Here is a 25,310-nt window from a genome sequence, read left to right as displayed (position 1 = left end):
GCCGGGCTGGACGCGCAGCGGGTCGCCAAGAAGCGCAACGACCACGGCGCCCCGCGCTGGCAGGAGATCGACAGCAGCGCCTACGCCGCGTTCATCGCCGAGAACGCCGGCTGCGTACTGGGCGGCACTGCATGGGATTTCGCGAACGCGACCCGGGTGCCGCCGGGCGCCCTCGACCTGCTGGTGATCGACGAGGCCGGCCAATTCTGTTTGGCCAACACCGTCGCCGTGGCGCCGGCCGCCGCCAACCTGTTGCTGCTCGGCGATCCCCAGCAGCTGCCGCAGGTCAGCCAGGGCACCCATCCCGACCCCGTCGACACCTCGGCGCTCGACTGGCTGGTCGAGGGCCAGCGCACACTGCCCGACGAGCGCGGGTATTTCCTGGACCGCTCGTACCGCATGCACCCCGCGGTGTGCGGCGCGGTGTCCGCGCTGTCCTACGAGGGCAGGCTGCACTCCCACGAGTGCACCGCCGCCCGGCGCCTCGCCGGCTACCGGCCCGGCGTGCGGACGATCACCGTTGAGCACCACGGTAATTCGACCGAGAGCCCAGAGGAGGCCGGCGCCGTCGTCGACGAGATCGACCGCCTGCTCGGCGCGGCCTGGACCGACGAGCGCGGTAGCCGGCCCCTGACCGCCGCCGATGTGTTGGTGCTGGCGCCCTACAACGCCCAGGTGGCGCTGCTGCGCCAGCGGTTGACCGCGGCGGGCCTCGACGGAATCCGGGTGGGCACCGTCGACAAGTTCCAGGGCGGGCAGGCGCCCGTGGTGTTCATCTCGATGACGGCCTCCACCGCGGACACAGTGCCACGCGGAATCTCGTTCCTGCTCAATAGGAACCGGCTCAACGTCGCCATCAGCCGCGCCCAATACGCGGCCGTCATCGTGCGCTCGGAATCGCTGACCGAATACCTGCCCGGCACGCCCTCGGGCCTGGTCGACTTGGGTGCGTTCCTGGCGCTGACGCAGACCGGCGCGGCGATCGCCTAGTTGCCGGACGAGTGGCGGCCGTAGCCGGTGGGCTCGTCGTCGGGATCGCGGCCGTGCCGCTGCCCTCGCGGCGCGCCGTTTTGCTGCCGTCCCGGCGGTGTCGCCCGAGTGCGCGGGGCGGGCGGGTAGGCCCGCGCCGACAACCCGGTGACCGGACGGAAAACCTTGGGCTCGTCGACATGAGAGCCGTTGTGGGCGAACCCGATTGGCCGCACGGCGGGCGCCGGGCGCGGACGGGCGACCCGAGAGACCGGTGCGGGGGCGGCCTCGGGTTCACGGAGCAGGATGAATTCGACGTACTCGTCGTCGTCATAGTCGTCGTCGACCGCGTCGCCCGCGTCGGGCCGGCCACCCATGGCCGTCGGCGCGAAGCCGACCAGGAACAGCGCGGCCACTATCCCGAACAGCGCGATAAACGCGGGCAACAGGACCGACTGCGACATGGCGGCCGAGAACGGGTCGCGCAGGAACTCGGGCAGTTGCAGCGTTGCGGGCGCCTCGCCGCCGGCGCCGGGGGACGGCTGCGCGGGCATCTCGGCGCCGATCCGCGCGGTCATGAACGCGGCCATGCCGGCGCTGCCGAGCACCGCGCCGAGCTGGCGGACGGAGTTGTACACGGCCGAGCCCGCGCCGGCCAGGCTCGGCGGCAGGTTGCGCGTCGCGGTGGCGGTGAGCGGCGACCACACGAACGCCATTCCGACGCCGGTCGCGAAGAACGGCAACACCAGGCGCCAGATCGGCGTCTGCGGCGACATCTCGAACGTGAGCCAGGTCAGCGCGATCGCCAGCACCGAGAAGCCGAAACCGAGGACCGGGCGCGGATGGTAGCGGTCGACCATCCTGCCGACGAAGGGCGCGAACACACCGTTGGCGATCGCCATCGGCGCGATCAGCAGGGCCGAGCGCGTCGGCGAGAGCCCGCAGACGGCCTGCGCGTAGAACGTCAACGGCAGCATCATCGCGGTGGCGGCGAACGAGATGATGGCCACACCGACGTTGCACAGCCCGAAGTCGCGGTCGCCGAAGATCACCAGGGGGATCAGCGGCTCGTCGGTGTTCATCGACTGCCAGAACACGAACACCGTCATGAACCCGATGCCGGCGACAATCATCGCCCAAATCCAAGGTTCCCAGTGCGCGGCCTGGCCCTGCTGCAAGCCGAACACGATCAGGAACATGCCCGCGCCGGACAACACGACGCCCACCACATCGAACCGGTGCGACTGCGTGGGCAGCACGGGGACCAGCCAGTAGGCCAGGGCCAGCCCCAGCACGCCGATCGGGACGTTGACGAAGAAGATCCACTGCCAGCCCAGCCCGTCGACCAGCACGCCGCCGGCCAGCGGGCCCACCAGGCTGGCGACGCCGGCGGTGGCGCCCCACAGGCTCACCGCGACGCCGCGGCGTTCCGGCGGGAAGATCCGGGTGATCGTCGACAAAGTCTGGGGCGTGAGCACGCCGGCGCCCACCCCTTGGACGACCCGGGCGGCGATCAACATCGCGGCGCTGCCCGACAGCCCGCACCACACCGAGGCGACGGTGAACACCACCAGCCCGATCAGGTACATGTTCTTCGGGCCGAATCGGTCACCGAGCCGCCCGGCCACCAGCAGCACGACCGCATAACCCAGCAGGTAGGCGCTGGTCACCCAGATCACGGTGTCGTAGCCGATGTGCAGGTTCGTCATGATCGTCGGGTTCGCGATGGCGACGATCGTCGAGTCGACCATGATCATGAAGAAGCCGATCATCATCGCCCAGAGCGCGTTCCAGGGCTTCTGCGACTGCGGCGAGTTCTCGATCAGGAGGTTTCGGCGCCCGCTGTGGGGTGGATTCGGCGCCGCGCGCCGGGTTCCCCCGGCCGACGGAGGCGTCGCCGTGGCCATCTCCCCACCTCGTTTCCGCTTCGGACGATGCGTGCCTGCGCGGGCCTGCTCATCGATCGGCCCGGGCCATCACGGACATCCAGCCTGCATTATTGCCGCTGGGCCGATTGGGGGCAGCCACGGATCCGATCCGGGGTACACCACCCCCGAGCTTTCGTGTTCGGGCGGTGATCTGCGGCGGGCACGTTAGCCTGGTAGGACGCCATTTCAGGAGAGGCAGGATGCGGGCCCGACGGAAGCGGTCTTCGAACCGATTTTTCAGCATGTCGCACGCGGATGATGCGCCGATGCCCACCGACGGCAGGCCCAAGGCGTCTGCGCGGGCATTGGCCCAGGTCATCGAGCGGAGCTCGCGGATCCAGGGCCCGGCCGCCGAGGCCTACGTGTCCCGGTTGCGCAACGCGCACCCGAACAGCGGCCCCGCCGACATCCTCGCCAAGCTGCAGAGACGCTACGTGGGCATGGTGACGGCCAGCGGCATGGCGGTGGGCGCGGCGGCCACCATCCCGGGTATCGGCACGTTGAGCGCGCTGTCCGCCGCCGCGGCGGAGACGGTCACGTTCCTGGAAGCCACCGCGTTCTTCGTGCTGGCCGTCGCGGTGGTGTACGACATTCCCGCCGACCACCGGGAACGGCGCCGGGCCCTGGTGCTGTCCGTGCTGGTCGGCGACAACAGCAAGGAGGCGGTCACCCAGCTGTTCGGGCCGGCGCGCACCAACGGCGGCTGGATTTCCGAGAGCATGGCCGCGGTGCCGCTGTCGTCGATGTCGCGGCTGAACTCGCGGCTGCTCAAGTCCTGGGTCAAGCGGTATACGCTGCGCCGCGGCGCCCTGGTGTTCGGCAAGCTGCTGCCGGTCGGCATCGGCGTCGTCGTCGGAGCCGTCGGCAACTATTTCGCCGGCAGGAAGATCGTCCGCAACGCCAACCGCGCCTTCGGCACCCCGCCGGTGCGCTGGCCGCGCGCGCTGCACCTGGTGCCGCCATTCCACGAAGCCGGCTAGCGAACGGCCGTCCCCCTCCATACCCCCGTCTCCCTGGCGAATTGCTGGCGAAAGGTTAGCCTTTATAGGGCGGAAACGTTGAGCATCGCCACTGGTGTGACATGCTCCACACTCCGGGGTCGACAAACGTGCGGGCGCCGCGCCACAACAGGTAAAAGCGCTTGCCGGACAGAGGAATTGAGGCGAACAGCGGTCGTGAGCAACATAAGTTCACCATTCGGGCAAAACGAATGGCTGGTCGAGGAGATGTACCGCAAGTTCCGCGACGACCCCTCCTCGGTCGATCCGAGCTGGCATGAGTTCCTCGTCGACTACAACCCCGAGCCGACCGGCGACTCCCCCTCGAGCGCGGCCACCGGCGACGGCCAGGCGGCCGCCAGCGCACCGCAGCCAACGCCCGCGCCGCCGGTAACCCAGACCGCCGCGCCCGCCAAGCCCGCGGGCTCCGCCGGCAACGGCGCCCCCGCCGCACCGGCGAAAGCCAAGGCCCCGACTCCCCCGCCGGCCGAGGGCGACGAGCTGCAGACGCTGCGCGGCGCCGCGGCCGCCGTCGTCAAGAACATGTCCGCCTCGCTGGACGTGCCGACCGCCACCAGCGTCCGCGCCGTTCCCGCCAAGCTGCTCATCGACAACCGTATCGTCATCAACAACCAGCTCAAGCGCACCCGCGGCGGCAAGATCTCGTTCACCCACCTGCTCGGCTACGCGCTGGTGCAGGCGATCAAGCAGTTCCCGAACATGAACCGGCACTACGCCGAGGTCGACGGCAAACCCACCGCGGTCACCCCGGCGCACACCAATCTGGGCCTCGCCATCGACCTGCAGGGCAAGGACGGCAAGCGCTCCCTGGTGGTGGCCGGCATCAAGGGCTGCGAAACCATGCGGTTCGCGCAGTTCGTCACCGCTTACGAGGACATCGTCCGCCGCGCCCGCGACGGCAAGCTGACCGCCGAAGACTTTGCCGGCGTGACGATTTCGCTGACCAACCCCGGCACTATCGGCACCGTGCACTCGGTGCCGCGGCTCATGGCCGGCCAGGGCGCCATCATCGGCGTCGGCGCCATGGAGTACCCGGCGGAGTTCCAGGGCGCCAGCGAGGAACGCATCGCCGAGCTGGGCATCGGCAAGCTGATCACGCTGACCTCCACCTACGACCACCGCATCATCCAGGGCGCGGAATCCGGCGACTTCCTGCGCACCATCCACGAGATGCTGCTGTCGGACGCCTTCTGGGACGAGATCTTCCGCGAACTGGGCAACCCGTACCTGCCGGTGCGGTGGAGCACCGACAACCCGGACTCGATCGTCGACAAGAACGCCCGGGTGATGGAGTTGATCGCGGCCTACCGCAACCGCGGACACCTGATGGCCGACATCGACCCGTTGCGGCTGGACGGCAGCCGGTTCCGCAGCCACCCCGACCTCGAAATCCTCAACCACGGCCTGACACTGTGGGACCTCGACCGGGTGTTCAAGGTCAACGGCTTCGCGGGTTGCGAGTACAAGAAGCTGCGCGACGTGCTCGGGCTGCTCCGTGACGCGTACTGCCGCCACATCGGCGTCGAATACACCCACATCCTCGACCCCGAGCAGCAGGAGTGGCTGCAGCAGCGCGTCGAGACCAAGCACGTCAAGCCGACGGTGGCCGAGCAGAAATTCATCCTGAGCAAGCTGAACGCCGCCGAGGCGTTCGAGACGTTCCTGCAGACCAAATACGTTGGGCAGAAACGCTTTTCGCTGGAGGGCGCGGAGAGCGTGATCCCGATGATGGACGCGGCGATCGACCAGTGCGCCGAGCACGGCCTCGACGAGGTCGTCATCGGCATGCCCCACCGCGGCCGCCTCAACGTCCTGGCCAACATCGTGGGCAAGCCCTACTCGCAGATCTTCAGCGAGTTCGAGGGGAACCTGAACCCGTCGCAGGCCCACGGCTCGGGTGACGTCAAGTACCACCTGGGCGCCACCGGCGTGTACCTACAGATGTTCGGCGACAACGACATTCAGGTCTCGCTGACCGCCAACCCGTCGCACCTGGAAGCGGTGGACCCGGTGCTCGAGGGCCTGGTCCGGGCCAAGCAGGACCTGCTGAACCGCGGCGCCCACGACGACGGCGAGGAGAAGGCCTTCTCGGTGGTGCCAATGATGCTGCACGGCGACGCCGCATTCGCCGGCCAGGGCGTGGTCGCCGAGACGCTGAACCTGGCCAACCTGCCCGGTTACCGCGTCGGCGGCACGATACACATCATCGTCAACAACCAGATCGGCTTCACCACGGCGCCGGAATACTCGCGATCCAGCGAGTACTGCACCGACGTCGCGAAGATGATCGGGGCGCCGATCTTCCACGTGAACGGCGACGACCCGGAGGCCTGCGTGTGGGTGGCGCAGCTGGCCGTGGACTTCCGCCAGCGGTTCAAGAAGGACGTCGTCATCGACATGCTGTGCTACCGCAAGCGCGGCCACAACGAAGGCGACGACCCGTCGATGACCAACCCGTCGATGTACGACGTCGTCGACATCAAGCGCGGGGTGCGCAAGAGCTACACCGAAGCCCTGATCGGTCGCGGCGACATCTCGCTGAAGGAGGCCGAGGACGCACTGCGCGACTACCAGGGCCAGCTGGAGCGGGTGTTCAACGAGGTGCGCGACCTGGAGAAACACGGCGTGCAGCCGAGCGAGTCGGTGGAGTCGCTGCAGCGGATTTCCCCGTCGTTGGCCACCGCCGTCGACAAGGCGCTGCTGTCCCGCATCGGCGACGCGTTTCTCGACCTGCCGGAAGGCTTCAGCGCGCACCCGCGCGTGCAGCCGGTGCTGGAAAAGCGCCGGGAGATGGCCTACGAGGGCAAGATCGACTGGGCGTTCGGCGAGCTGCTGGCGCTGGGTTCGCTGGTGGCCGAGGGCAAGCTGGTCCGGCTGTCGGGCCAGGACACCCGGCGCGGCACCTTCTCCCAGCGGCATTCGGTGATCATCGACCGCCACACCGGCGAAGAGTTCTGCCCGCTGCAGCTGCTGGCGACCAACAAGGACGGGACTCCGACCGGCGGCAAGTTCCTGGTGTACGACTCACCGCTGTCGGAATACGCCGCCGTCGGGTTCGAGTACGGCTACACCGTGGGCAACCCGGACGCCCTGGTGTTGTGGGAGGCCCAGTTCGGCGACTTCGTCAACGGGGCGCAGTCGATCATCGACGAGTTCATCAGCTCCGGTGAGGCCAAGTGGGGCCAGCTGTCCAACGTGGTGCTGCTGCTGCCGCACGGCCACGAGGGCCAGGGCCCCGACCACACCTCCGGTCGCATCGAACGCTTCCTGCAGCTGTGGGCGGAGGGGTCGATGACGATCGCGATGCCGTCGACGCCGTCGAACTATTTCCACCTGTTGCGCCGGCACGCCCTCGACGGTGTGCAGCGGCCGCTGATCGTGTTCACGCCGAAGTCGATGCTGCGCAACAAGGCCGCCGTCAGCGACATCAGGGACTTCACCGAGATCAAGTTCCGCTCGGTGCTCGAGGAGCCGACATACGAGGACGGCATCGGCGACCGAAGCAAGGTCACCAGGATCCTGCTGACCAGCGGGAAGATCTACTACGAGCTGGTGGCGCGCAAGGCAAAGGACAACCGGGACGACGTCGCGATCGTGCGCATCGAGCAGCTCGCCCCGCTGCCCAAGCGCCGGCTCAACGAGACGCTGGACCGCTACCCCGGCGCCAGGGAGTTCTTCTGGGTGCAGGAGGAGCCGGCCAACCAGGGCGCGTGGCCGCGGTTCGGCCTGGAGCTGCCCGAGCTGCTGCCCGACAAGCTCACCGGGCTCAAGCGCATCTCCCGCCGGGCGATGTCGGCGCCGTCGTCGGGCTCGTCGAAGGTGCATGCGGTCGAGCAGCAGGAGATCCTCGACACGGCCTTCCGCTGACCGCGGGTTGCCCACCCACGCGTACCGGGGACCGTCGGTACCGGCTAGCCTCGACGCAATTGGGCCGTGGAAGGAAGGGTGCTCATGCAGGGGTTCGCCGGCAAGGTCGCAGTGGTGACGGGCGCGGGTTCGGGGATCGGGCAGGCGCTGGCCGTCGAGTTGGCGCGCTCCGGCGCCAAGGTCGCGATCAGCGACGTCGACCTCGAGGGGCTCGCCGAGACCGAGGCACGGTTGAAGGCGATCGGAGCCGAGGTCAAAGCCGACCGGCTCGACGTGACCGAGCGCGAGGCCTTCCTGGCCTACGCCGACGCGGTCCGCGAGCACTTCGGCAAGGTGAACCAGATCTACAACAATGCCGGCATCGCCTTCACCGGCGACGTCGAAGTCAGCCAGTTCAAGGACATCGAACGGGTGATGGACGTCGACTTCTGGGGCGTCGTCAACGGCACGAAGGCGTTCCTGCCGCACCTGATCGCCTCCGGCGACGGCCACGTCATCAACATCTCCAGCGTGTTCGGCCTCTTCGCGGTGCCCGGGCAGGCGGCCTACAACTCGGCCAAATTCGCGGTCCGGGGATTCACCGAGGCGTTGCGACAGGAAATGGTGGCGGCCGGCCACCCGGTGGCGGTGACCACCGTGCACCCCGGCGGCATCAAAACCGCGATCGCCCGCAACGCCACCGCCGCCGAGGGCCTCGACCAGGCCCAGCTGGCCAGTCTGTTCGACAAACGGCTTGCCAAGACCAGCCCGCAGCGAGCGGCCCAGGTCATCCTGGAAGCCGTCCGCAAGAAGAGGGCCCGGGTGCTGGTCGGCACGGACGCGAAGGTTCTGGACGTGATGGTGCGCGTGGCCGGCCCGTACTATCAGCAGCTGTTCGGCCCGGTCATGGGCCGGCTGATGCCCAAGCAGTGATGGATTCCATAGCGGCGAATCGCCGCACCGGATAGCCTCGACGCGGTCACGCCGCCACAAGGGAGCACCGCATGCATGAGTTCGCCGGCAAGGTCGCCGTCGTCACGGGCGCGGGTTCGGGCATCGGCCGGGCGCTGGCCCTGGAACTGGGCCGCGCGGGTGCCAAGCTCGCGATCAGCGACGTGGACACCGATGGGCTGGCGCAGACCGAGGAACAGCTCAAGGCCATCGGCGCGCCCGTCAAAGCCGATCGCCTCAACGTGACCGAGCGCGAGGCCTTCCTGGCCTACGCCGACGCGGTCCGCGAGCACTTCGGCCAGGTCAACCAGCTGTACAACAACGCGGGCATCACGTTCGTCGGGTCGATCGAGGACAGCCGGTTCAAGGACATCGAACGGGTGATGGACGTCGACTATTGGGGCGTCGTCAACGGCACCAAGGCGTTCCTCCCGCACCTCATCGCCTCCGGCGACGGCCACCTCATCAACATCTCCAGCGCGCTCGGCCTGTTCGCCGCGCCGGGCCAGGCGGCATACGTCTCCGCCAAGTTCGCGGTCCGCGGCTTCACCGAGGCGCTGCGACAGGAAATGGTGCTGGCGGGTCACCCGGTGCGGGTGACGACCGTGCACCCGGGCGGCGTGAAGACGGGGTTCGCCCGCAACGCGATCTTCGCCGAGGGCCTGGACCAGGACGGCCTGGCGGAGCTGTTCGAGGAGCAACAAGCCAAGACCACGCCGCAGCGGGCGGCGCAGGTCATCTTGGCGGGCGTGCGCAAGGACAGGGCGCGAGTGTTGGTCGGACCGGACGTCAAGGCCATGGATTTGGTGGTGCGGCTGACCGGTTCGCAGCCCGAGCGGCTCCTGCGCGGCCCCGTCATGGGTCGCGTGCAGCGTGTCGTGACCCGGTTGCTGCCCAAGCGCTGACCCCGGCCGCCCGTCACCGCCCCAGTGGGTGTTCCGCCAACCAGCCGCCGGCCACCGCCTGCGGGTCGGCTCCCCCGGCCACCTGGCGGCGCATGTCGACCAGGGCCGCCGTATCCAGGACCCCGGCCACTTCATTGATCGCCAGCAGTTGCCGGTCGCTCAGCGCGTTGCGGCGATACAGCGGCACCACGTTCTCGGCCCGTATCAGCGCGGGCTTCCCGTCGACGAGCGTGACCAGGTCGGCGGGCAGGCCGGGGTCGGCTGTGGTCGTCCACCCCGCGGTCAGTTGACCGGCCTTCACCGCGTTGAACATCGTTGTCTCGTCGGGGAATTCGCGCGGAACGGGGAGCCGGCAGGTGCCCACGTTCGAAGGGGCCGGGCGCCCGGTGACGGCGCCGACGACGAGGCCGGCGCAGTGCTTCGGCAGCGTGCTCAGGTCGGCGCTGACGTCGCTGCCGCCCCACGCCTTCGCGGTGGCCCCCGTCACCAGCAGCACGGGCTTGTCTTCCGCGGCGGTCGTGTAGTCGCCCGCCGCGACGCCCTCGGGTAGCGCGGCGACCATCGCGCGGTAGACGTCGGCGTCAGACGTCGCGACCGCGCCGGGCTGCAGGCTCTCCAGTTTGCGTCCGGTAAACGCCGGGACGACGGTGAAGGCACCCGCGTCCAGGCGCGCCATCGGATCGTCCGCGGTCTCGGCGCGCGCCGCGAAACCATAGGACCGCAGCGCGGCCACGTAGACGCCGGCCAGCAGCGCCGACTCCGAATCCGCCCCCGAGCCGACCACCAGTTCCGGGCGGGCGCGGTGTTCACCGGTATCCGTGCCGCAGCCGGCCGCGGCGAGCAGGGCGGCGACCAGCGGCACCGCCAGCCAGCCGGTTCTCACCCCGCGATGTCTGCGGGATCTGCGGCCAGCGCGACCGCCGTGGCGACCGCGTGCCCGACGCGCAGGTCCAGCGGGCTGGGGACGATCCGGTCGAAAGCCAGGTCATCGCTGACGACCGAGAAGATCGCCTCGGCCGCGGCCACCATCATCTTTTCGGTGATCCTGCGCGCGCCGGCATCCAGCGCCCCGCGGAATACACCGGGGAAGGCCAGCACGTTGTTGATCTGGTTGGGGAAGTCGCTGCGCCCCGTGGCCACCACGGCGGCGTACCTGGCCGCGATCTGCGGGTGGATCTCCGGATCGGGGTTGGACAGCGCGAAGACGATCGCGCTCGGCGCCATCGTGGCGATCATCTCCTCGGGCACCACGCCCCCGGACACGCCGAGAAACACGTCGGCGCCGCGCAGGGCTTCCGCCATGCTGCCGGTGAGACCGTCCGGGTTCGTCCGCTGCGCCAGCAAGCTCTTGACGCTGTTCATGTCGTCGCGCCCGGTGTGCAGAATCCCGCGCGAGTCGAGCACGGTGATATCCGAAACACCCATCGCCAGAAGCAGATTCGTGCACGCGATGCCCGCTGCCCCGGCGCCGGAGACCACCACCCGCAACGACGTCATATCCCGACCGAGCAGCTTGGTGGCGCCCATGAGCGCCGCCAATGCGACGATCGCCGTGCCGTGCTGGTCGTCGTGCATCACCGGACAGTCCAGCGCCTCGATCACTCGCCGTTCGATCTCGAAGCAGCGTGGCGCCGAGATGTCCTCCAAGTTGACGGCGCCGAACGTGGGGCGCAGTCGCACCAGGGTTTCCACGATCTCGTCGGGATCCTTGGTGTCCAGCACGATGGGGATCGCGTTCAGCCCGCCGTAGGCCTGGAACAGGGCGCACTTGCCCTCCATCACCGGCAGCGACGCCGCGGGTCCGATGTCGCCGAGGCCCAGCACCGCGCTGCCGTCGCTGACGACGGCGACGAGCCGGCTCGCCCACGTGTACCGGGCGGCCTGGCTGGGATCGGCGGCTATCGCGCGACTGACCTGCGCCACGCCCGGGGTATAGGCGATGGACAACGCGCGCTGGGTGTCCAGCGGCGCCGTCGGGCCTACGGACAGCTTGCCGCCTACGTGTGCCTGGAAGATCTCCGCGTCGGTGATCGCGCCGTGCTCGGCGCGCGTCTGTATCGATTCAATCAACTCGGACACGCGCCCCAGGGTACTGACTACCGATTAGTAGACCTAATCCTTTCGGGAAGGATTTCGGCGGTGGGATCAGATCAAACCGAGCTCGGTCACCGCGTTGCGCTCGTCGACCAGCTCGGCGGTCGACTTGTCGATGCGACCGCGGGAGAAGTCGTCGATGTCGAGCCCCTGCACGATCGACCAGTCGCCGTCCTTGGTGGTCACCGGGAACGACGAGACGATGCCTTCGGGCACGCCGTAGGAGCCGTCGGAGAAGACCGCCATCGACACCCAGTCACCCTCGGGACTGCCCAGCAGCCACGAGCGGGCGGCGTCGATGGTCGCCGACGCGGCCGAGGCGGCCGAGGAGGCGCCGCGCGCGTCGATGATCGCGGCACCGCGCTTGGCGACCGTCGGGATGAAGTCGTTCTCGATCCAGTTCTGGTCGTTGACCACCTCGGCGGCGTTCTTGCCACCGACCTCGGCGTGGAAGATGTCGGGGTACTGGGTGGCGGAGTGGTTGCCCCAGATCGTCATCTTCTTGATGTCGGTGACCTTGGCGCCGGTCTTCTTGGCCAGCTGCGAGATGGCCCGGTTGTGGTCCAGGCGGGTCAGGGCGGAGAACCGCTCCTTGGGGATGTCGGGGGCGTTGCTCAGCGCGATCAGCGCGTTGGTGTTGGCCGGGTTACCGGTCACGCCGATCCGAACGTCGTCGGCGGCGACGGAGTTCAGCGCCTTGCCCTGCGCGGTGAAGATCGCGCCGTTGGCCTCCAGCAGGTCGCTGCGCTCCATGCCCGGGCCCCGCGGCCGCGCGCCGACCAGCAGCGCCAGGTTCACACCGTCGAAGATCTTGTTCGCGTCCGCACCGATTTCGACCCCGGCCAGCAGCGGGAACGCGCAGTCGTCGAGCTCCATCACGACGCCCTCGAGCGCCTTGAGCGCCGGCTCGATCTCGAGCAGACGCAGCTCGATCGGGCGGTCGGGGCCCAGCAGCGAACCGCTCGCCAGGCGGAACAACAGGCTGTAGCCGATCTGGCCGGCGGCGCCGGTGACGGCAACCTTGAGTGGACTTGCGCTCACGTCGAAATGCTCCTTGTGGAGGTAGTCATGCTGTTCGGGTCTCGGCACGAAACTAGCGCACCGTTGCGGGCTGCCAATCTCCGGTCCAATACCCGACCGTTTTCCGCGCAAACGGATCGTCGCCCTTCGGCAAGCCGGGACGCGTACCATGGAGCACCGCCTGGTCAGACCTGCGCTGCGATCGGAGGTGGATGTGTTCCAGGGTTTTGACGCATTGCCCGAGGCGCTTCGACCGCTCGCGCAGGAACCGCGCCCCCCGCAACCCGAGCCGCAGCCGCGCTCCCCGAACGAGACGTTGGTCGACTGCGCCGTGTACGCCGACGGCCACCGGCTGCCCGGGAAATTCAGCTATGACGCCGCGCGCGACAAAGTGCGCCAGATCGAAATGCTCGGGCACGACGCGTTCGTCTGGGTCGGCCTGCGCGAGCCGGACCTCGCCGAGATGCAGGAAGTCGCGGACCTTTTCGGGATGCACCCGCTGGCCGTCGAGGACGCCGTCTGTGCGCACCAGCGGCCCAAGCTGGAGCGCTACGACGACACGGTGTTCTTCGTCCTCAAGACGGTCACCTACGTCCCGCACGAGTCGGTGGTGGCCGCCCGGCAGATCGTCGAGACCGGCGAGATCATGGTTTTCGTCGGCAAGGACTTCGTGATCACCGTGCGCCACGGGGAGCACGGCGGCCTCTCCGAGGTGCGCAAGCGGATGGACGCCGATCCCGAGCAGCTGCGGCTGGGCCCGTTCGCGGTAATGCACGCCATCGCCGACGACGTGGTGGACCACTACCTCCAGGTGAGCAGCCTGATCGAATCCGACATCGACAGCATCGAGGAGGTGGCGTTCGCGCCGGGCAGCAAGATCGACGTCGAACCGATCTATCTGCTCAAGCGCGAGGTCGTCGAACTGCGCCGCTGCGTCAGCCCGCTGTCCGTGGCATTCCACCGCATTCAGGTGGAGAACAAGGACCTCATTTCCAAAGAGGTGCGGCGTTACCTGCGAGACGTCTCCGACCATCAATCGCAGGCCGCAGACCAGATCTCGAGCTACGACGACATGCTCAACTCGCTGATCCAGGCGGCGCTGGCCCGGGTCGGGATGCAGCAGAACAACGACATGCGCAAGATGGCAGCCTGGGCCGGCATCTTGGCGGTGCCCACCATGGTCGCCGCCATCTACGGGATGAACTTCCACTTCATGCCCGAGTTGAACTGGACGTGGGGTTACCCGGGAATCATGGCCGCGATGACACTGGCCTGTCTGGCGCTGTACTTCCAGTTCCGGCGCAACAACTGGCTCTAGCCGCGTTTGCTCTGCGCTCTAAGGTGCGTTCCAGGGCGGCGAGTTCGTGACCGTTCAACGCGGTTGTGCGGCAGGGCGATTCGGGTTCAGCACGTCGACGCCGTCGTTCTGCCAGGCCTGTCGCATGGCGTCGGCGCCCTTGAGCCGCACCCAGGCCGCCTCGGTCGCCGTGATGGGCGTCGCCGAGAGGAATTGCACCGGATCGCGCGGCGGTTCCAGCGGCAGATCTTCGATGTCGCTGGGGCCCAACAACACCGCGGTGAACGGTACCCGTCCGGCGGCCCGCGCCCACAGCGGCGTGCCGAGGTCGACCAACGCGTCGGCCGTGAGCACCAGACCCTCGACGGCCGGCGTTGCGGCCAGCACCGCCAGGCTGCGGGCGATGCCGGTGACGGGTCCCGGATCACGCAGGCGCAGGACGACCTCGGCGCGGGGGCCCCGCGTCTGGTCGTCGACGAGCTGCGTGGGGTCGGTCATCGGGTAGCGCGAACAGCCCAGCGACACGTACTGCACCAACCCGTCGCCGCCGCGGAAACGCAACACCTCGATGGGTTCGGCGCCCAGGAAAGTCACGCTCGCCGAATCGGGTTCGCTGTCGGCGAAGTGGCGACGCAGGTGCGTTCGCACCTGGTCCAGAATCGGGGTCACTGCTCCTCAGAAGGCGCAACGGTGAGGTTCGCCCCCGAGCCTGCGTCGAAGACGGCCAACTTCGTGGTGTCGAACGCCAACTCGATCGACCGCCCGATCGCCGCCTTGGATTCCGCGGGAACTCTTGCCACGAACTGGTTTTCGTGCGCCTCACCCTGGGCGGCCAGCTCGTCCAATTGCGCGGAGTGCGCCGTCCACCCCGCCGTGGAGAAGTACACGAACTTGTCGGCGCCCAACGACTCGACCAAGTCGACCTTCACCTCGAAGGTGAGCGCCCTGATCCGCTGGTATCCGTCGATCAACGCCGCGTCGTGCAGATGCTCGGGCCGCACCCCGACGATGACGTTCTCCGGCGCCGGGTGCCGCGAGATCAGCTGTTGGACTTCGGGGGCCAGCATCACTTCCCCGAACGGCAGTTTCAGCCCGATGCCGGTCAAGGTGGCCGGGAAGAAGTTCATCGCCGGTGAACCGATGAACCCCGCGACGAACAGGTTGGCCGGGTGTTCGTATAGCTCGTCCGGGGTGCCGATCTGCTGCGCGACGCCGCCGTGCATCACCACCACCCGGTCGCCCAGCGTCATCGCCTCGGTCTGATCATGGGTGACATACACGGTGGTGGTGCCCAGCCGTTTCTGCAGGCGGGCTATCTCGCCGCGCATCTGGACGCGCAGCTTGGCGTCCAGGTTCGACAGCGGCTCGTCCATCAAGAAGGCCTTGGGGTGGCGCACGATCGCCCGGCCCATCGCGACCCGCTGTCGCTGCCCGCCCGACAGTTGGGCCGGCTTACGGTCCAGCAGTTCGGTCAGGTCAAGGGTTTTGGCGGTCTCCGCCACCTTCTGGGCGATCTCCGCCTTCTTCATCTTGGCCAGCGTCAGGGGGAACGCGATGTTCTGCCGCACGGTCATGTGCGGGTACAGCGCGTACGACTGGAAGACCATCGCGATGTCGCGGTCCCTGGGCGCCTTCTCGTTCACGCGCTCGCCGCCGATGCGCAGCTCCCCGGAGGAGATGTCCTCGAGGCCGGCAATCATGTTCAGCGTCGTCGTCTTGCCGCAGCCCGAAGGTCCCACCAGGATGAGGAATTCGCCGTCGGCGATGGTGATGCTGAGGTCTTGCACCGCCACGGCGCCGTCGGGGTAGCTCTTGCTGACATGGTCCAGCACAATCTCGGCCATCGCGCTATCCCTTCACCGCGCCAGAGGTCAACCCGGCGATGATTCGTCGTTGGAAGATTAGAACAAACAGGATGATCGGGACCGTGATCACGACCGCACCGGCCGCGATCGATCCGGTCGGCTCCTCGAATTGCGAACTGCCACCGAAGTTCGCGATCGCCACCGGCGCCGTGATCGCCGCCTTGGTGGCGGTCAGCGACAGCGCCAGCAGGAGGTCGTTCCAGGCGAAGATGAACACCAGGATGGCGGCGGTCACCACCCCGGGTGCGGCCAGCGGGGCGATCACCTTGCGGAATGCCTGGGCCGGTGTGGCGCCGTCCATTTTCGCCGCCTTTTCCAGGTCCCACGGAATCTCCCGGAAGAACGCCGACAACGTGTAGATGGCAAGCGGCAGAGCGAATGTGATGTAGGGCAGGATCAAGCCCGGCCAGGTGTCGAACAACCCTACGAAGCGTTCGATGTTGAACAGCGGGGTGACCAGCGAGATGGCGGGGAACATCGTAACCAGCAGGGTCGCGCCGATCAGCACGCGCTTGCCGGGGAAGCTGAGCCGCGCGATCGCGTAGGCGGCCATCGCGCCGAGCACCACCGCGATCGCGGTGGTGGTCAAACCGATTCCGATCGAGTTCACCAACGCCGCACCGAACAAGTCGCCGCGGAAGATGCCGCGGTAGTTCTCGAACGACACCGACGACGGAAACAGCTTGCCGTCCTTGACCGTTGACGTGGGCTTGAGCGAGAGGCTGACGATCCACAACACCGGTACAAGTGCGTACACCACGACCACGGCGTCTACCACGGCCCAGACCGCCGCCCGCCGGGCGCCTCCCCGCGCCCATGCCTGGTCAGCGGCCATCGAGGTCACCACCGGGCGCGGCCGCGCCGAACACCTTGATGTAAACCAGCGCGATGATGCCCACACAGACGAAGATCAGCACGCTGATCGCCGAACCCAGTCCGACATTGAATCCCTTGAACAGGTTGTCGTAGCCCAGGATTGACACCGAATCGGTGTTGTTGGCGCCGTCGGTGAGCACGTAGATGTTGTCGAAGATGCGGAAAGCGTCCAGCGTACGGAACAGCAACGCGACAATGACCGCCGGCTTGATGATGGGCAAGGTGACGCGCATCAGCCGCCGCCACGGCCCGGCGCCGTCGACTTGGGCCGCCTTGAGCAGGTCCTCGGGCACCATCGCCAGGCCGGCCAACAGCAGCAGCGACATGAACGGCGTCGTCTTCCAGACCTCGGCGAGGACGACGATGCCCAGCGACGGAATCTGCTGGGTCAACGGCGCGCTGCCGTGCGGCAACAGGTTTGCCAGGTAACCGGTGCCCGGCGTCCACGCGTAGTACCAGCTGTAGGACGCGACAACGGTGACGATGCCGTACGGGATGAGCACCGCGGTACGCACCAGGCCCTTGCCGACCAGGGTGCGATGCATCACCAACGCCAGCGCCAGCCCCAACACGAACTCGAGCGACACGGAAACCGCTGTGATGCCCAGGGTTACCGCAAGCGCGGTCCACCAATACCGGTCGGTCAGGATGGTTTGGTAGTTGCTCAAACCGACGAACGCGGTGTCGTTGGGGGTGGCGAGGTTGTTGCGCTGCAGGCTCAGCCATACCGCGTACCCGATCGGGTAGGCGGTCACCGCCAGCATCAGCATGGCCGCGGGCGCGACGAGCGCGAAGGCAAGTCGCCGCTCCGACAGCCGGTTTCGGCTCCGGGTCCGCGGGGCGACGGCGGCCTCATGCGGCTGCACGGCGGTGGCGGTCACGGTAACAGCCCCTTGCCGTCGATGGCCTTCTGCGCCTGCGCGGCGAGCTCGTCGGCCGTCCGCTCCGGGTCGATCCGTGTGACGGGGCTCAACGTGGCGGACAGCCGCAGCGACAACGCCTGATAGACCGGCGTCGCCGGCCGGACGGCGGCGTCGGTGAGCTGCCGGCGAATGACCGTGTACATCGGATACTTGGCCTGGAACTGCGGGTCGGAGTACAACGACGTCCGCACCGCGGGCAGCCCGCCTTGCATCGAAACGTACTTCTGGCTCTGCGGGCTGCGCAGGCAGCGCACCGCCTCGAATGCCTCCGCGCGGTGGCGGGTGGTGCTGGCCACCGCCAGGTTGAGCCCCCCGATCGTCACCTTGGCGGGCCGGGGCGGCGCCACGCTGGGATACGGCGCGAAACCAAAGACCTTCCGGCTGGCGTCGTAGGCGATGCGGAACTGCTCGTCGCTGGGCACGAACATCCCGACGTCGTTGATGCTGCCGGCCAGCGCCGGATCGGCGTTCAGCGGCAGGAAGGGGACACCGCCCTTCACCGCGTTTTCCAGCATGGAGGCCAGCACGTAGGGCCAGTTGACCTCCAGTGCGGCCTTGCCCTGCTCGACCGCGAGCCGCGCCGTGCCCTCGTCGGTCCGGGTGATCGAGGGATCGGCGCCGGGGGCGGTGGCCACCGCCCTCAGGATGCGCAACGCGTTGACTGTCGCGGCCCGGTGCGCGGGGGTGTCGGTCAAGGTGACCTGGCGGCCGTCCTCGGAGAGCACCTGACCGCCGCCGCTGACCAGCAGCGTGTTGAACCACACCACCAGACCCTCGCCCTCGTTCGCCTGCACCGCTATCCAGGCGGGCTGCCCCTCGGCGTGCAGCCGTGCGGCCTCGGCCACCATCGCATCCCAGTCTGGCGGCGGTTGGTGCACCAAATCTGGCCGGTACCAAAGTAATTCGGTATTGGTGGCGACGGGTGCGGCATACAGCCGGTGCTTCCAACGCGCCGTTGCCAACGGACCCGGCAGGGTGTCAGCGCCGGCGTCGGCGTCGGCCCGCCCCTCGGGATCGTCCGACAGCGGCAGCGCCCAACCCGCCTCGGCGAACTCCGCGGTCCACACCACGTCCAGCGCCATCACATCCAGGCCGCGGTCGTGAGCGCTGAGCCGCCGCGCCAGCTGCACCCGCTGCTCGCCCGGCCCCCTGGGCAGGCTCACGTGCTGGATGGCGAACCGGCCTGCCAGTTGCTTGGTGCACTCCTGGGCGACGGCGGTGAAGGCGGCCGAATCGGTGGCCGGCGTGAAAAACGTGATCACCACCCCGGTGCCGGAGTTCCCGCACGCCGGCACCGCCGTGGTGAGGGTGAGCGTCGCCAACGCGATGGCGGCCGCCCGTCGCAGGCGCCGACGACGATTCACCACTGGATTCACACCTCTCGCGCGCGGCCTCAAATCGCTAAGCGCGCCAACAGGTCCCGCGCCTTCTCCGCGTTCTGCGGATCGCAGAGCACGTCGTAGCGGCCGGCCACCAATTGCATCGTCGAGCTGAAATCCCTTGTGCCGCGGGCCATCGCGTACGGCACGGCGGAGGTGATCAGCCCGAAGAAGACCCCGGCGACCAGACCCGTGGCCAGCGCCGCCCACGGATTCGGGCTGAAGAAGCCGAGCACCAACCCGATGAACAAACCCAGCCAGGCGCCGCTCAGCACACCACCGCCGAGGACCTTGGGCCACGTCAGCCTGCCGGTGACGCGTTCGACCTGCATCAGGTCGACGCCGACGATGATCACCTGCTGAACCGGGAACTGCTGCTCGGAGAGATAGTCGACGGCGCGCTGCGCCTCGGCGTAGGTGGGATACGACCCGACCGGCCAACCCTTGGGCGGCGTCGGTAGTCCGGGGACGCCGCGGCGGCCCGCCGCCGCGCCCGGGGGGGTGGCGCCGGGAACTTGACCGGGCTGGAAAGGACTAGTCATTGGTGCTCATTCTCCTCCGCCACGGCCAACGGCACATCTCGGGCCCTTTTAGCCTATCCAGCGACCGCTCGCCAACCTGCGAAAACAGGTCGCCCCCGGCCCGGCGGCCGGCGGCGATTCGCGCCCGATTCGCCGATTTCGCATCGGCTAGGTTGAACAGCATGACAGCGCCCGGCGATGGCTTCGGCGAACGCTCCCACGACGACCAGGCCAAACCGTTCCCCGCCGGCGGCGACGCCCCGGACGCGCCGCAGCCGCCGTGGGAACCGCCGCCATCGGGGGCGGCGCCCGAATATCCGCCGCCGGCATACCCGCCGCCGGGCTATCCCACCGAATACCACCCCGGTTACGCGGCCCAATACCCGCCGCCTCCGGGCTATGGGCCGCCGCCCGGATATGACCAGCCGTCCGGTTATGGCGCGCCGCCGTACCAAGCCGGGCCGGCCCAATTCGGTGGGCCGCCCGGAGGCTACGGACCGCCGCCCTACCCGGGCGGCTATTACCCGGCCCCGGACTACCTCGGCGGCTACGGATCACCGAGCGGACTGAAACCGGGGACGAACAAGCTCGCCATCGCGTCGCTCATCTCGTCGTTCACCGGCGTGTTCTGTTGCTGCGTCGGCTCGATCGTCGCCATCGTGCTGGGCGTGGTCGCGATGAACGAAATCAAGCGCACCCAGCAAGACGGCTACGGCCTCGCGGTTGCCGGCATCGTCATCGGCATCGCGACCTTGGTGGTGAGCCTGATCGTCTTCATGTTCGCGCTGCACTCGCGTTAGCAGCTGCGCCGTAGCCGATCCACCACCGCCGCCATCCACCGCGTCGACGGCGGCTGCCTAGGCTTTCCCCATGGCATCGGTCAACAGGGTTTACATCGCCCGGCTCTCGCGGATGTTGGTGCTGGGTCCGCTCGGCGAATCCTTCGGCCGGATCCGCGATGTCGTGATCGGCATCAGCATCGTGCGTCAGCAACCCCGCGTCCTGGGTCTGGTCGTCGACCTGGCGACGCGGCGCAGCATCTTCATCCCGATGCTGCGGGTCGCCGCGATCGAGCCGGAGGCCGTCACCCTGAACACCGGGAGCGTCTCCCTGCGCCACTTCGAGCAGCGCCCGGGCGAGGTGCTGGCGATCGGCCAGGTGCTCGACACCCAGGTGAAGGTCAACGATCCCGCGCTTCCGGAGCTGGCCGGCCTGGACGTCGTCATCACGGACCTGGGCATCGAACAGACGCGGACCCGCGACTGGATGGTGAGCCGGGTCGCCGTCCGCAGCCAGCGGCGGCTCGGCCGGCGTGGCCCCGTGCACGTCGTGGATTGGTACCACGTGCAGGGCCTGAGCCCGTCGGCGCTGGCGCTGCCGGGCCAGGGGGTGGCGCAGCTGCTGAGCCAGTTCGAGGGCTGGAAGGCGGTGGACGTCGCCGACGCCATCCGCGGCCTGCCGCCCAAGCGGCGCTACGAGGTGCTCAAAGCGCTCGACGACGACCGGCTGGCGGACGTCCTGCAGGAACTGCCCGAGCTGGACCAGGCCGACGTGCTGTCCGAGCTGGGCACCGACCGCTCCGCCGACGTCCTCGAGGAGATGGACCCCGACGACGCCGCCGACCTGCTCGGCGTGCTCAATCCGACGGACGCCGAGATGCTGCTGACGCGGATGGACCCCGACGATTCGGCCCCGGTGCGCCGGCTGCTGGCGCACTCGCCGGACACCGCGGGCGGCCTGATGACCTCCGATCCGGTGGTGTTGACGCCCGACACGTCGGTCGCCGAGGCGTTGGCCCGGGTCCGCGATCCGGACCTCACCCCGGCCCTGTCGTCCATGGTGTTCGTGGTGCGGCCGCCCACGGCCACCCCCACCGGCCGCTACTTGGGCTGCGTGCAGCTGCAGCGGCTGCTTCGCGAACCGCCGGCCGAGCTGGTCGGCGGGATCGTCGACAACGACCTGCTCACCCTGACCCCGGAGACGCCGCTGGGGGCGGTGACGCGCTACCTGGCGGCGTACAACCTGGTGTGCGGGCCGGTACTCGATGATCAGAACCATCTGTTGGGCGCGGTGACGGTGGACGATCTGCTCGATCACCTGCTGCCGCACGACTGGCGCGTGGATGTGCAGGCGCTCGACGCCGCCGGCCGGCTGGAAGAACTGGGAGGATCCGCGTGAGCAAGTCCCCGGCCCCGCGCCGGCTCTACACCCCGCGGACGTCGCGCAGGTACTCGCCACGCCTGGACCCCGAGGCCGTCGGCCAGATCACCGAGTCCATCGCCCGTTTCTTCGGCACCGGCCGCTACCTGCTGGTGCAGACGATCATCGTGTTCGCGTGGATCGCGGTGAACCTGTTCGCCGTGGGGCTGCGCTGGGACCCGTATCCGTTCATCTTGCTCAACCTGGCCTTCTCCACGCAGGCCGCCTACGCGGCGCCGCTGATTCTGCTCGCCCAGAATCGTCAGGAAAACCGGGACCGCGTCGCGCTCGAACAGGACCGCCACCGCGCCTCCCAGACCAAAGCCGACACCGAGTTCCTGGCGCGCGAGCTCGCGGCGGTCCGGCTCGCGGTCGGCGAGGTCGTGACCCGCGAGTATCTGCGCCACGAGCTCGAGGATCTGCGCTCGCTGCTGGCCGGTTTGGACCCCGAATCCGAGCACTCCGGGGGCGCGCCGGGCGGTGACGGCGCGGACCGCGCGACTAAGAAATCGGGTTGAGAACCAGTTCCGACCATTGCGCCACTCTGGTCACAAGAGTTATGTATGGTGATCTAGTTCACGGCTGAGAAGCAGTTGACCAGCTCACATACCTAGGACGGTCGAGTGCGCATTGGGGGACGCCGGGGTCCACGCCCGGCCGCCGCGGCGGAGCGGCAACGGGCTCTTCAGGTGACGCGCACGCGCGCCTTCGGCGTAGCCACTATCACTCCCCTGGTTTTCGCGGGCGCCGTAAGCGGTGCCGCGCCCTCTCTCCCCGAGAAGCTCCCCCCGGTGCACGCGAACGTGGCGCCGGTGGCCGCCGTCTCCCCCGCCTTCCCCGACCTCTCGGGGCCGGCCGTCGTGTCCATCGACCGCTCGCCGAACGCGTTCCACGTCGCCGAGCCGGCCTTGTCGGCTCCCCCGAAGCCGATGATCGTCAATGCGCCGGGCGCGCTTGGCATTCCGAGCATCGCGCTCGCGGCCTATCGCAACGCCGAACAGAAGATGGCCGTGGCCGCGCCGGGCTGCGGGGTCAGCTGGAACCTGCTGGCCGGCATCGGGCGCATCGAGTCGGGCCATGCGGGCGGAGGAGCGGTTGACGCCCGCGGCACCGCGGTCGTCCCGATCTATGGACCGGCGCTGGACGGCACGCTGCCGGGCAACGAGATCATCCTCCAGAGCAGCACCGGCAATCGCCCCACCTACGCCCGCGCGATGGGGCCGATGCAGTTCCTGCCCGGCACCTGGGCGCGCTACGCGTCCGACGGTAAAGGCGACGGCGTTGCCGATCCGCAGAACCTGTTCGACTCCACGCTGGCCGCGGCCCGGTACCTGTGCAGCGGCGGCCTCAACCTCCGCGACCCGTCGCAGGTGATGGCCGCGATCCTGCGCTACAACAACTCGATGGCGTACGCGCAGAACGTGCTCGGGTGGGCCTCGGCGTACGCCACCGGCGTGGTTCCGGTCGACCTGCCTCCGATGACGGGCCCGCCGCCTCCGCTCGCCGACGCGCACCTGGAGCATGCGGAGGGACTCGGCCCCAACCTGCCGATGAACATCAACGGCCTGCCGTCGGACGACCCCCTGGCGCGCATGCCGCTGATCGACCTCACCTCGCCGCAGAGCCCCGGTCAGCAGCCGATGTTCCCGTGGATGGCCCCGACCCCACAGCAGGCCCCGTCGCGCCTGTCCGGCTGCACCGTCATCTGCGTCGGCCCCCAGAGCCCACCGCCGAACGCCGCCCCGCCATGGGGTCAGCCGCTCGTCGCACCGCCCGCGCCACCGATGGGCGCCCCGCCGCTGGGCGCGCCACCCGCCCCGCCGCTCGGCCCGGAGCGGCTTCCCGGTGCGATCCGCTGGACGTCGACCGCGCTGCGGCAGGCCCGCGACTACCTGAGTGGGGTGACCACCCAGCTGCGCGAAGACCTGGGGCCCGAGTTCGACGACCTGCGCGTCCCGCTGAGCGAATTGCAGAAGCTGCGGGGGATGACGCCCCGCGCCGCGCTGACCAAGCACCTGCTGGACGGCGACGATTCGTTCCTCACCGGCAACTTCGACCGACCGGCCACCGGGGCGGTCACGCCGGCAGCCCCGCCCCAGCCGACAGCCGAGCAACACCTTTCCGGGCCGACCCCGTTCGACGCCGACGCGACCTGAGCGTCAGCGCCGAGACTGTAATCCGGCAGAAGGTGCTCGGCGTGCCGTCGCCCTGGGTTCAGTGTCGACGACGGGTTAGCGTCGCGTCGGGTCCAGTCCCAGCGACACGCCCGCCAATCCGCGCCGGCGTGCCGACAGCTTGTCGGCCACGCTGCGCAGTTCCTTGCCGGCGGGGGAGTCGGGGGCGCTCAGCACGATCGGGGTGCCGGAATCGCCGGCGGCCACCAGGGCGGGGTCCAACGGGATCTGGCCGAGCAGCGGCACGTCGGCGCCGACGGCGCGGGACAACCGCTCGGCCACCTGCCGGCCGCCGCCCTCGCCGAACACCTGCAACGTCGAACCGTCGGGCAGCGTGAGACCGGACATGTTCTCCACCACGCCGGCGAGGCGTTGCCGGGTTTGCATCGCGATGCTGCCCGCCCGCTCGGCGACCTCGGCCGCGGCCAGCTGCGGCGTTGTCACCACCATCAGCTCGGCGCTCGGGATCAGCTGGGCCACCGAGATGGCGATGTCGCCGGTGCCCGGCGGCAGGTCCAGTAAGAGCACGTCCAGGTCGCCCCAATAGACGTCGGCCAGGAACTGCTGCAGCGCACGGTGCAGCATCGGCCCGCGCCACACCACCGGTGTGTTGCCCTCGGTGAACTGGGCGATCGAGATGACCTTCACCTCGTGGGCGATGGGCGGCAGGATCATCGACTCGACCTGGGTGGGCCGGTCGGTGGTACCCATCATCCGCGGGATGGAGTGGCCGTGGATATCGGCGTCCAGCACGCCGACGGACAGTCCGCGCGCGGCCATCGCGGCGGCCAGGTTGACGGTGACGGTGGACTTGCCCACCCCGCCCTTCCCCGACGCGACCGCGTAGACCCGGGTCAGCGAGTTCGGCTGGGCGAACGGGATGACGGGCTCGCGGGCATCGCCCCGTAACTGCTTGCGCAGTTCGGTGCGCTGCTCGTCGTTCATCACGTCCAGGGTGACCTTCACGGCCCCCGTGCCCGGAACATCGGAGACGGCCTGGGTGACCCGCTCGCTGATTTCGGTCTTCTTCGGGCAGGCGGCGGTGGTCAGGTAGATCGCGACGTGCACGCCGCCGTCGGGCTCGGTGTCAATGCTCTTGACCATTCCGAGTTCGGTGATCGGACGCCGCAACTCGGGGTCGATCACCTTCCCCAGTGCGGTGCGGATTGCTGCGCTCAGGTCGGCAGTGTCATGAGGGGACATCACCGCCGAGTGTAGGCGCGCTACCAGACGGGCCGGTCAGCCGCCCGCGACAGGACCCGGCGGCTTCGGCGCCGGCCGCACCACCCGCGCCTCCGGCCCCGGCGTCGCCGGCGCCGAAACCGGCCGGCCCGCCGAACGCGC

General features: G+C 68.9%; 21 protein-coding genes. 10 read left to right on the top strand and 11 right to left on the bottom strand.

Annotation, left to right across the window (positions count from 1 at the left end):
• On the top strand, positions 1 to 990 hold a 990-nt coding region (locus A9X05_RS22105), incomplete at its 5' end, for a DEAD/DEAH box helicase (protein WP_197499166.1).
• Here the strand turns inward: A9X05_RS22105 and A9X05_RS22100 are convergent.
• A complete protein-coding gene (locus A9X05_RS22100) occupies positions 987 to 2,876 on the bottom strand; it encodes an MFS transporter (RefSeq protein WP_067784077.1) in 1,890 nt (629 codons plus the stop codon). The two genes, A9X05_RS22105 and A9X05_RS22100, sit on opposite strands and share 4 nt — an antisense overlap.
• Before the next feature lie 221 nt (positions 2,877 to 3,097).
• On the opposite strand from A9X05_RS22100, the gene A9X05_RS22095 reads away from it, so the two are divergent.
• The 4 genes from A9X05_RS22095 to A9X05_RS22080 all read left to right on the top strand — a co-directional run bounded on the left by A9X05_RS22095 (position 3,098) and on the right by A9X05_RS22080 (position 9,618).
• The gene (locus tag A9X05_RS22095) at positions 3,098 to 3,877 is read left to right on the top strand and encodes a hypothetical protein (RefSeq protein ID WP_067784075.1); all 780 of its coding nucleotides are present in this window, start codon (positions 3,098 to 3,100) and stop codon (positions 3,875 to 3,877) included.
• Between the two features lie 195 nt (positions 3,878 to 4,072).
• Positions 4,073 to 7,783 carry a multifunctional oxoglutarate decarboxylase/oxoglutarate dehydrogenase thiamine pyrophosphate-binding subunit/dihydrolipoyllysine-residue succinyltransferase subunit gene (locus A9X05_RS22090; protein WP_067758935.1) on the top strand — a complete coding sequence of 1,237 codons (3,711 nt, stop codon included), beginning with the start codon at positions 4,073 to 4,075 and terminating at the stop codon, positions 7,781 to 7,783.
• An 84-nt stretch (positions 7,784 to 7,867) separates the two neighbouring features.
• Positions 7,868 to 8,695, top strand: a complete 828-nt coding sequence (locus A9X05_RS22085) for an SDR family oxidoreductase (RefSeq protein ID WP_067784073.1) — start codon at positions 7,868 to 7,870, stop codon at positions 8,693 to 8,695.
• A 71-nt stretch (positions 8,696 to 8,766) separates the two neighbouring features.
• Positions 8,767 to 9,618, top strand: a complete 852-nt coding sequence (locus A9X05_RS22080) for an SDR family oxidoreductase (protein WP_067784071.1) — start codon at positions 8,767 to 8,769, stop codon at positions 9,616 to 9,618.
• 13 nt (positions 9,619 to 9,631) lie between these two features.
• Here A9X05_RS22080 and A9X05_RS22075 read toward each other — a convergent pair whose 3' ends face one another.
• The 3 genes from A9X05_RS22075 to A9X05_RS22065 form a co-directional block, all read right to left on the bottom strand.
• Positions 9,632 to 10,501, bottom strand: coding sequence for a glycine betaine ABC transporter substrate-binding protein (locus A9X05_RS22075; RefSeq protein ID WP_067758926.1), 870 nt, complete (start codon positions 10,499 to 10,501; stop codon positions 9,632 to 9,634).
• Positions 10,498 to 11,697: an NADP-dependent malic enzyme gene (locus tag A9X05_RS22070; protein ID WP_067757909.1), complete on the bottom strand. Its 1,200-nt coding sequence runs from the start codon at positions 11,695 to 11,697 to the stop codon at positions 10,498 to 10,500. The genes A9X05_RS22075 and A9X05_RS22070 overlap by 4 nt, the downstream gene beginning before the upstream one ends.
• Before the next feature lie 66 nt (positions 11,698 to 11,763).
• Complete coding sequence (locus A9X05_RS22065; protein WP_067784078.1) at positions 11,764 to 12,753, bottom strand: malate dehydrogenase; 990 nt, start codon at positions 12,751 to 12,753, stop codon at positions 11,764 to 11,766.
• A 193-nt stretch (positions 12,754 to 12,946) separates the two neighbouring features.
• On the opposite strand from A9X05_RS22065, the gene corA reads away from it, so the two are divergent.
• On the top strand, positions 12,947 to 14,050 hold the full coding sequence (gene corA / locus A9X05_RS22060) for a magnesium/cobalt transporter CorA (protein WP_067757938.1): 1,104 nt from the start codon (positions 12,947 to 12,949) through the stop codon (positions 14,048 to 14,050).
• Positions 14,051 to 14,104: 54 nt separating this feature from the next.
• Here the strand turns inward: corA and A9X05_RS22055 are convergent, their stop codons facing one another.
• The 6 genes from A9X05_RS22055 to A9X05_RS22030 all read right to left on the bottom strand — a co-directional run bounded on the left by A9X05_RS22055 (position 14,105) and on the right by A9X05_RS22030 (position 19,614).
• Positions 14,105 to 14,698 carry a suppressor of fused domain protein gene (locus A9X05_RS22055; RefSeq protein WP_067784069.1) on the bottom strand — a complete coding sequence of 198 codons (594 nt, stop codon included), beginning with the start codon at positions 14,696 to 14,698 and terminating at the stop codon, positions 14,105 to 14,107.
• A complete protein-coding gene (locus A9X05_RS22050) occupies positions 14,695 to 15,873 on the bottom strand; it encodes an ABC transporter ATP-binding protein (RefSeq protein WP_067757915.1) in 1,179 nt (392 codons plus the stop codon). Before A9X05_RS22050 ends, A9X05_RS22055 begins: the two co-directional genes overlap by 4 nt.
• A gap of 4 nt (positions 15,874 to 15,877) precedes the next feature.
• A complete protein-coding gene (locus A9X05_RS22045; protein ID WP_067784067.1) occupies positions 15,878 to 16,729 on the bottom strand; it encodes a carbohydrate ABC transporter permease in 852 nt (283 codons plus the stop codon).
• Complete coding sequence (locus A9X05_RS22040) at positions 16,719 to 17,540, bottom strand: carbohydrate ABC transporter permease (protein WP_231968770.1); 822 nt, start codon at positions 17,538 to 17,540, stop codon at positions 16,719 to 16,721. Before A9X05_RS22040 ends, A9X05_RS22045 begins: the two co-directional genes overlap by 11 nt.
• 107 nt (positions 17,541 to 17,647) lie before the next feature.
• Positions 17,648 to 19,060: an extracellular solute-binding protein gene (locus tag A9X05_RS22035; RefSeq protein WP_067784065.1), complete on the bottom strand. Its 1,413-nt coding sequence runs from the start codon at positions 19,058 to 19,060 to the stop codon at positions 17,648 to 17,650.
• Between the two features lie 26 nt (positions 19,061 to 19,086).
• Entirely contained in the window at positions 19,087 to 19,614 is a 528-nt protein-coding gene (locus A9X05_RS22030) for a general stress protein (protein WP_067757921.1), read from the bottom strand.
• 161 nt (positions 19,615 to 19,775) lie between these two features.
• Between A9X05_RS22030 and A9X05_RS22025 the strand changes: the two genes are divergently transcribed.
• From A9X05_RS22025 to A9X05_RS22010, 4 genes are all read left to right on the top strand, one after another.
• Positions 19,776 to 20,393, top strand: coding sequence for a DUF4190 domain-containing protein (locus A9X05_RS22025; protein ID WP_067757924.1), 618 nt, complete (start codon positions 19,776 to 19,778; stop codon positions 20,391 to 20,393).
• Positions 20,394 to 20,463: 70 nt separating this feature from the next.
• Positions 20,464 to 21,771: a CBS domain-containing protein gene (locus tag A9X05_RS22020; RefSeq protein ID WP_067784064.1), complete on the top strand. Its 1,308-nt coding sequence runs from the start codon at positions 20,464 to 20,466 to the stop codon at positions 21,769 to 21,771.
• Positions 21,768 to 22,310 carry a DUF1003 domain-containing protein gene (locus A9X05_RS22015; protein ID WP_067784063.1) on the top strand — a complete coding sequence of 181 codons (543 nt, stop codon included), beginning with the start codon at positions 21,768 to 21,770 and terminating at the stop codon, positions 22,308 to 22,310. The genes A9X05_RS22020 and A9X05_RS22015 overlap by 4 nt, the downstream gene beginning before the upstream one ends.
• A gap of 105 nt (positions 22,311 to 22,415) precedes the next feature.
• Positions 22,416 to 23,948 carry a lytic murein transglycosylase gene (locus A9X05_RS22010; RefSeq protein WP_082971041.1) on the top strand — a complete coding sequence of 511 codons (1,533 nt, stop codon included), beginning with the start codon at positions 22,416 to 22,418 and terminating at the stop codon, positions 23,946 to 23,948.
• 75 nt (positions 23,949 to 24,023) lie between these two features.
• Here A9X05_RS22010 and A9X05_RS22000 read toward each other — a convergent pair whose 3' ends face one another.
• Positions 24,024 to 25,196 (bottom strand): Mrp/NBP35 family ATP-binding protein, encoded by a 1,173-nt coding sequence (locus A9X05_RS22000; RefSeq protein WP_156670184.1) that lies wholly within the window; start codon positions 25,194 to 25,196, stop codon positions 24,024 to 24,026.
• Positions 25,197 to 25,310 lie beyond the last annotated feature (114 nt).

It is taken from the genome of Mycobacterium sp. E3298, assembly GCF_001666895.1.
Lineage (GTDB): Bacteria > Actinomycetota > Actinomycetes > Mycobacteriales > Mycobacteriaceae > Mycobacterium.
Note: the sequence above shows the minus strand (reverse complement) of the source record. Positions and strands in the feature narration are given on the sequence as shown.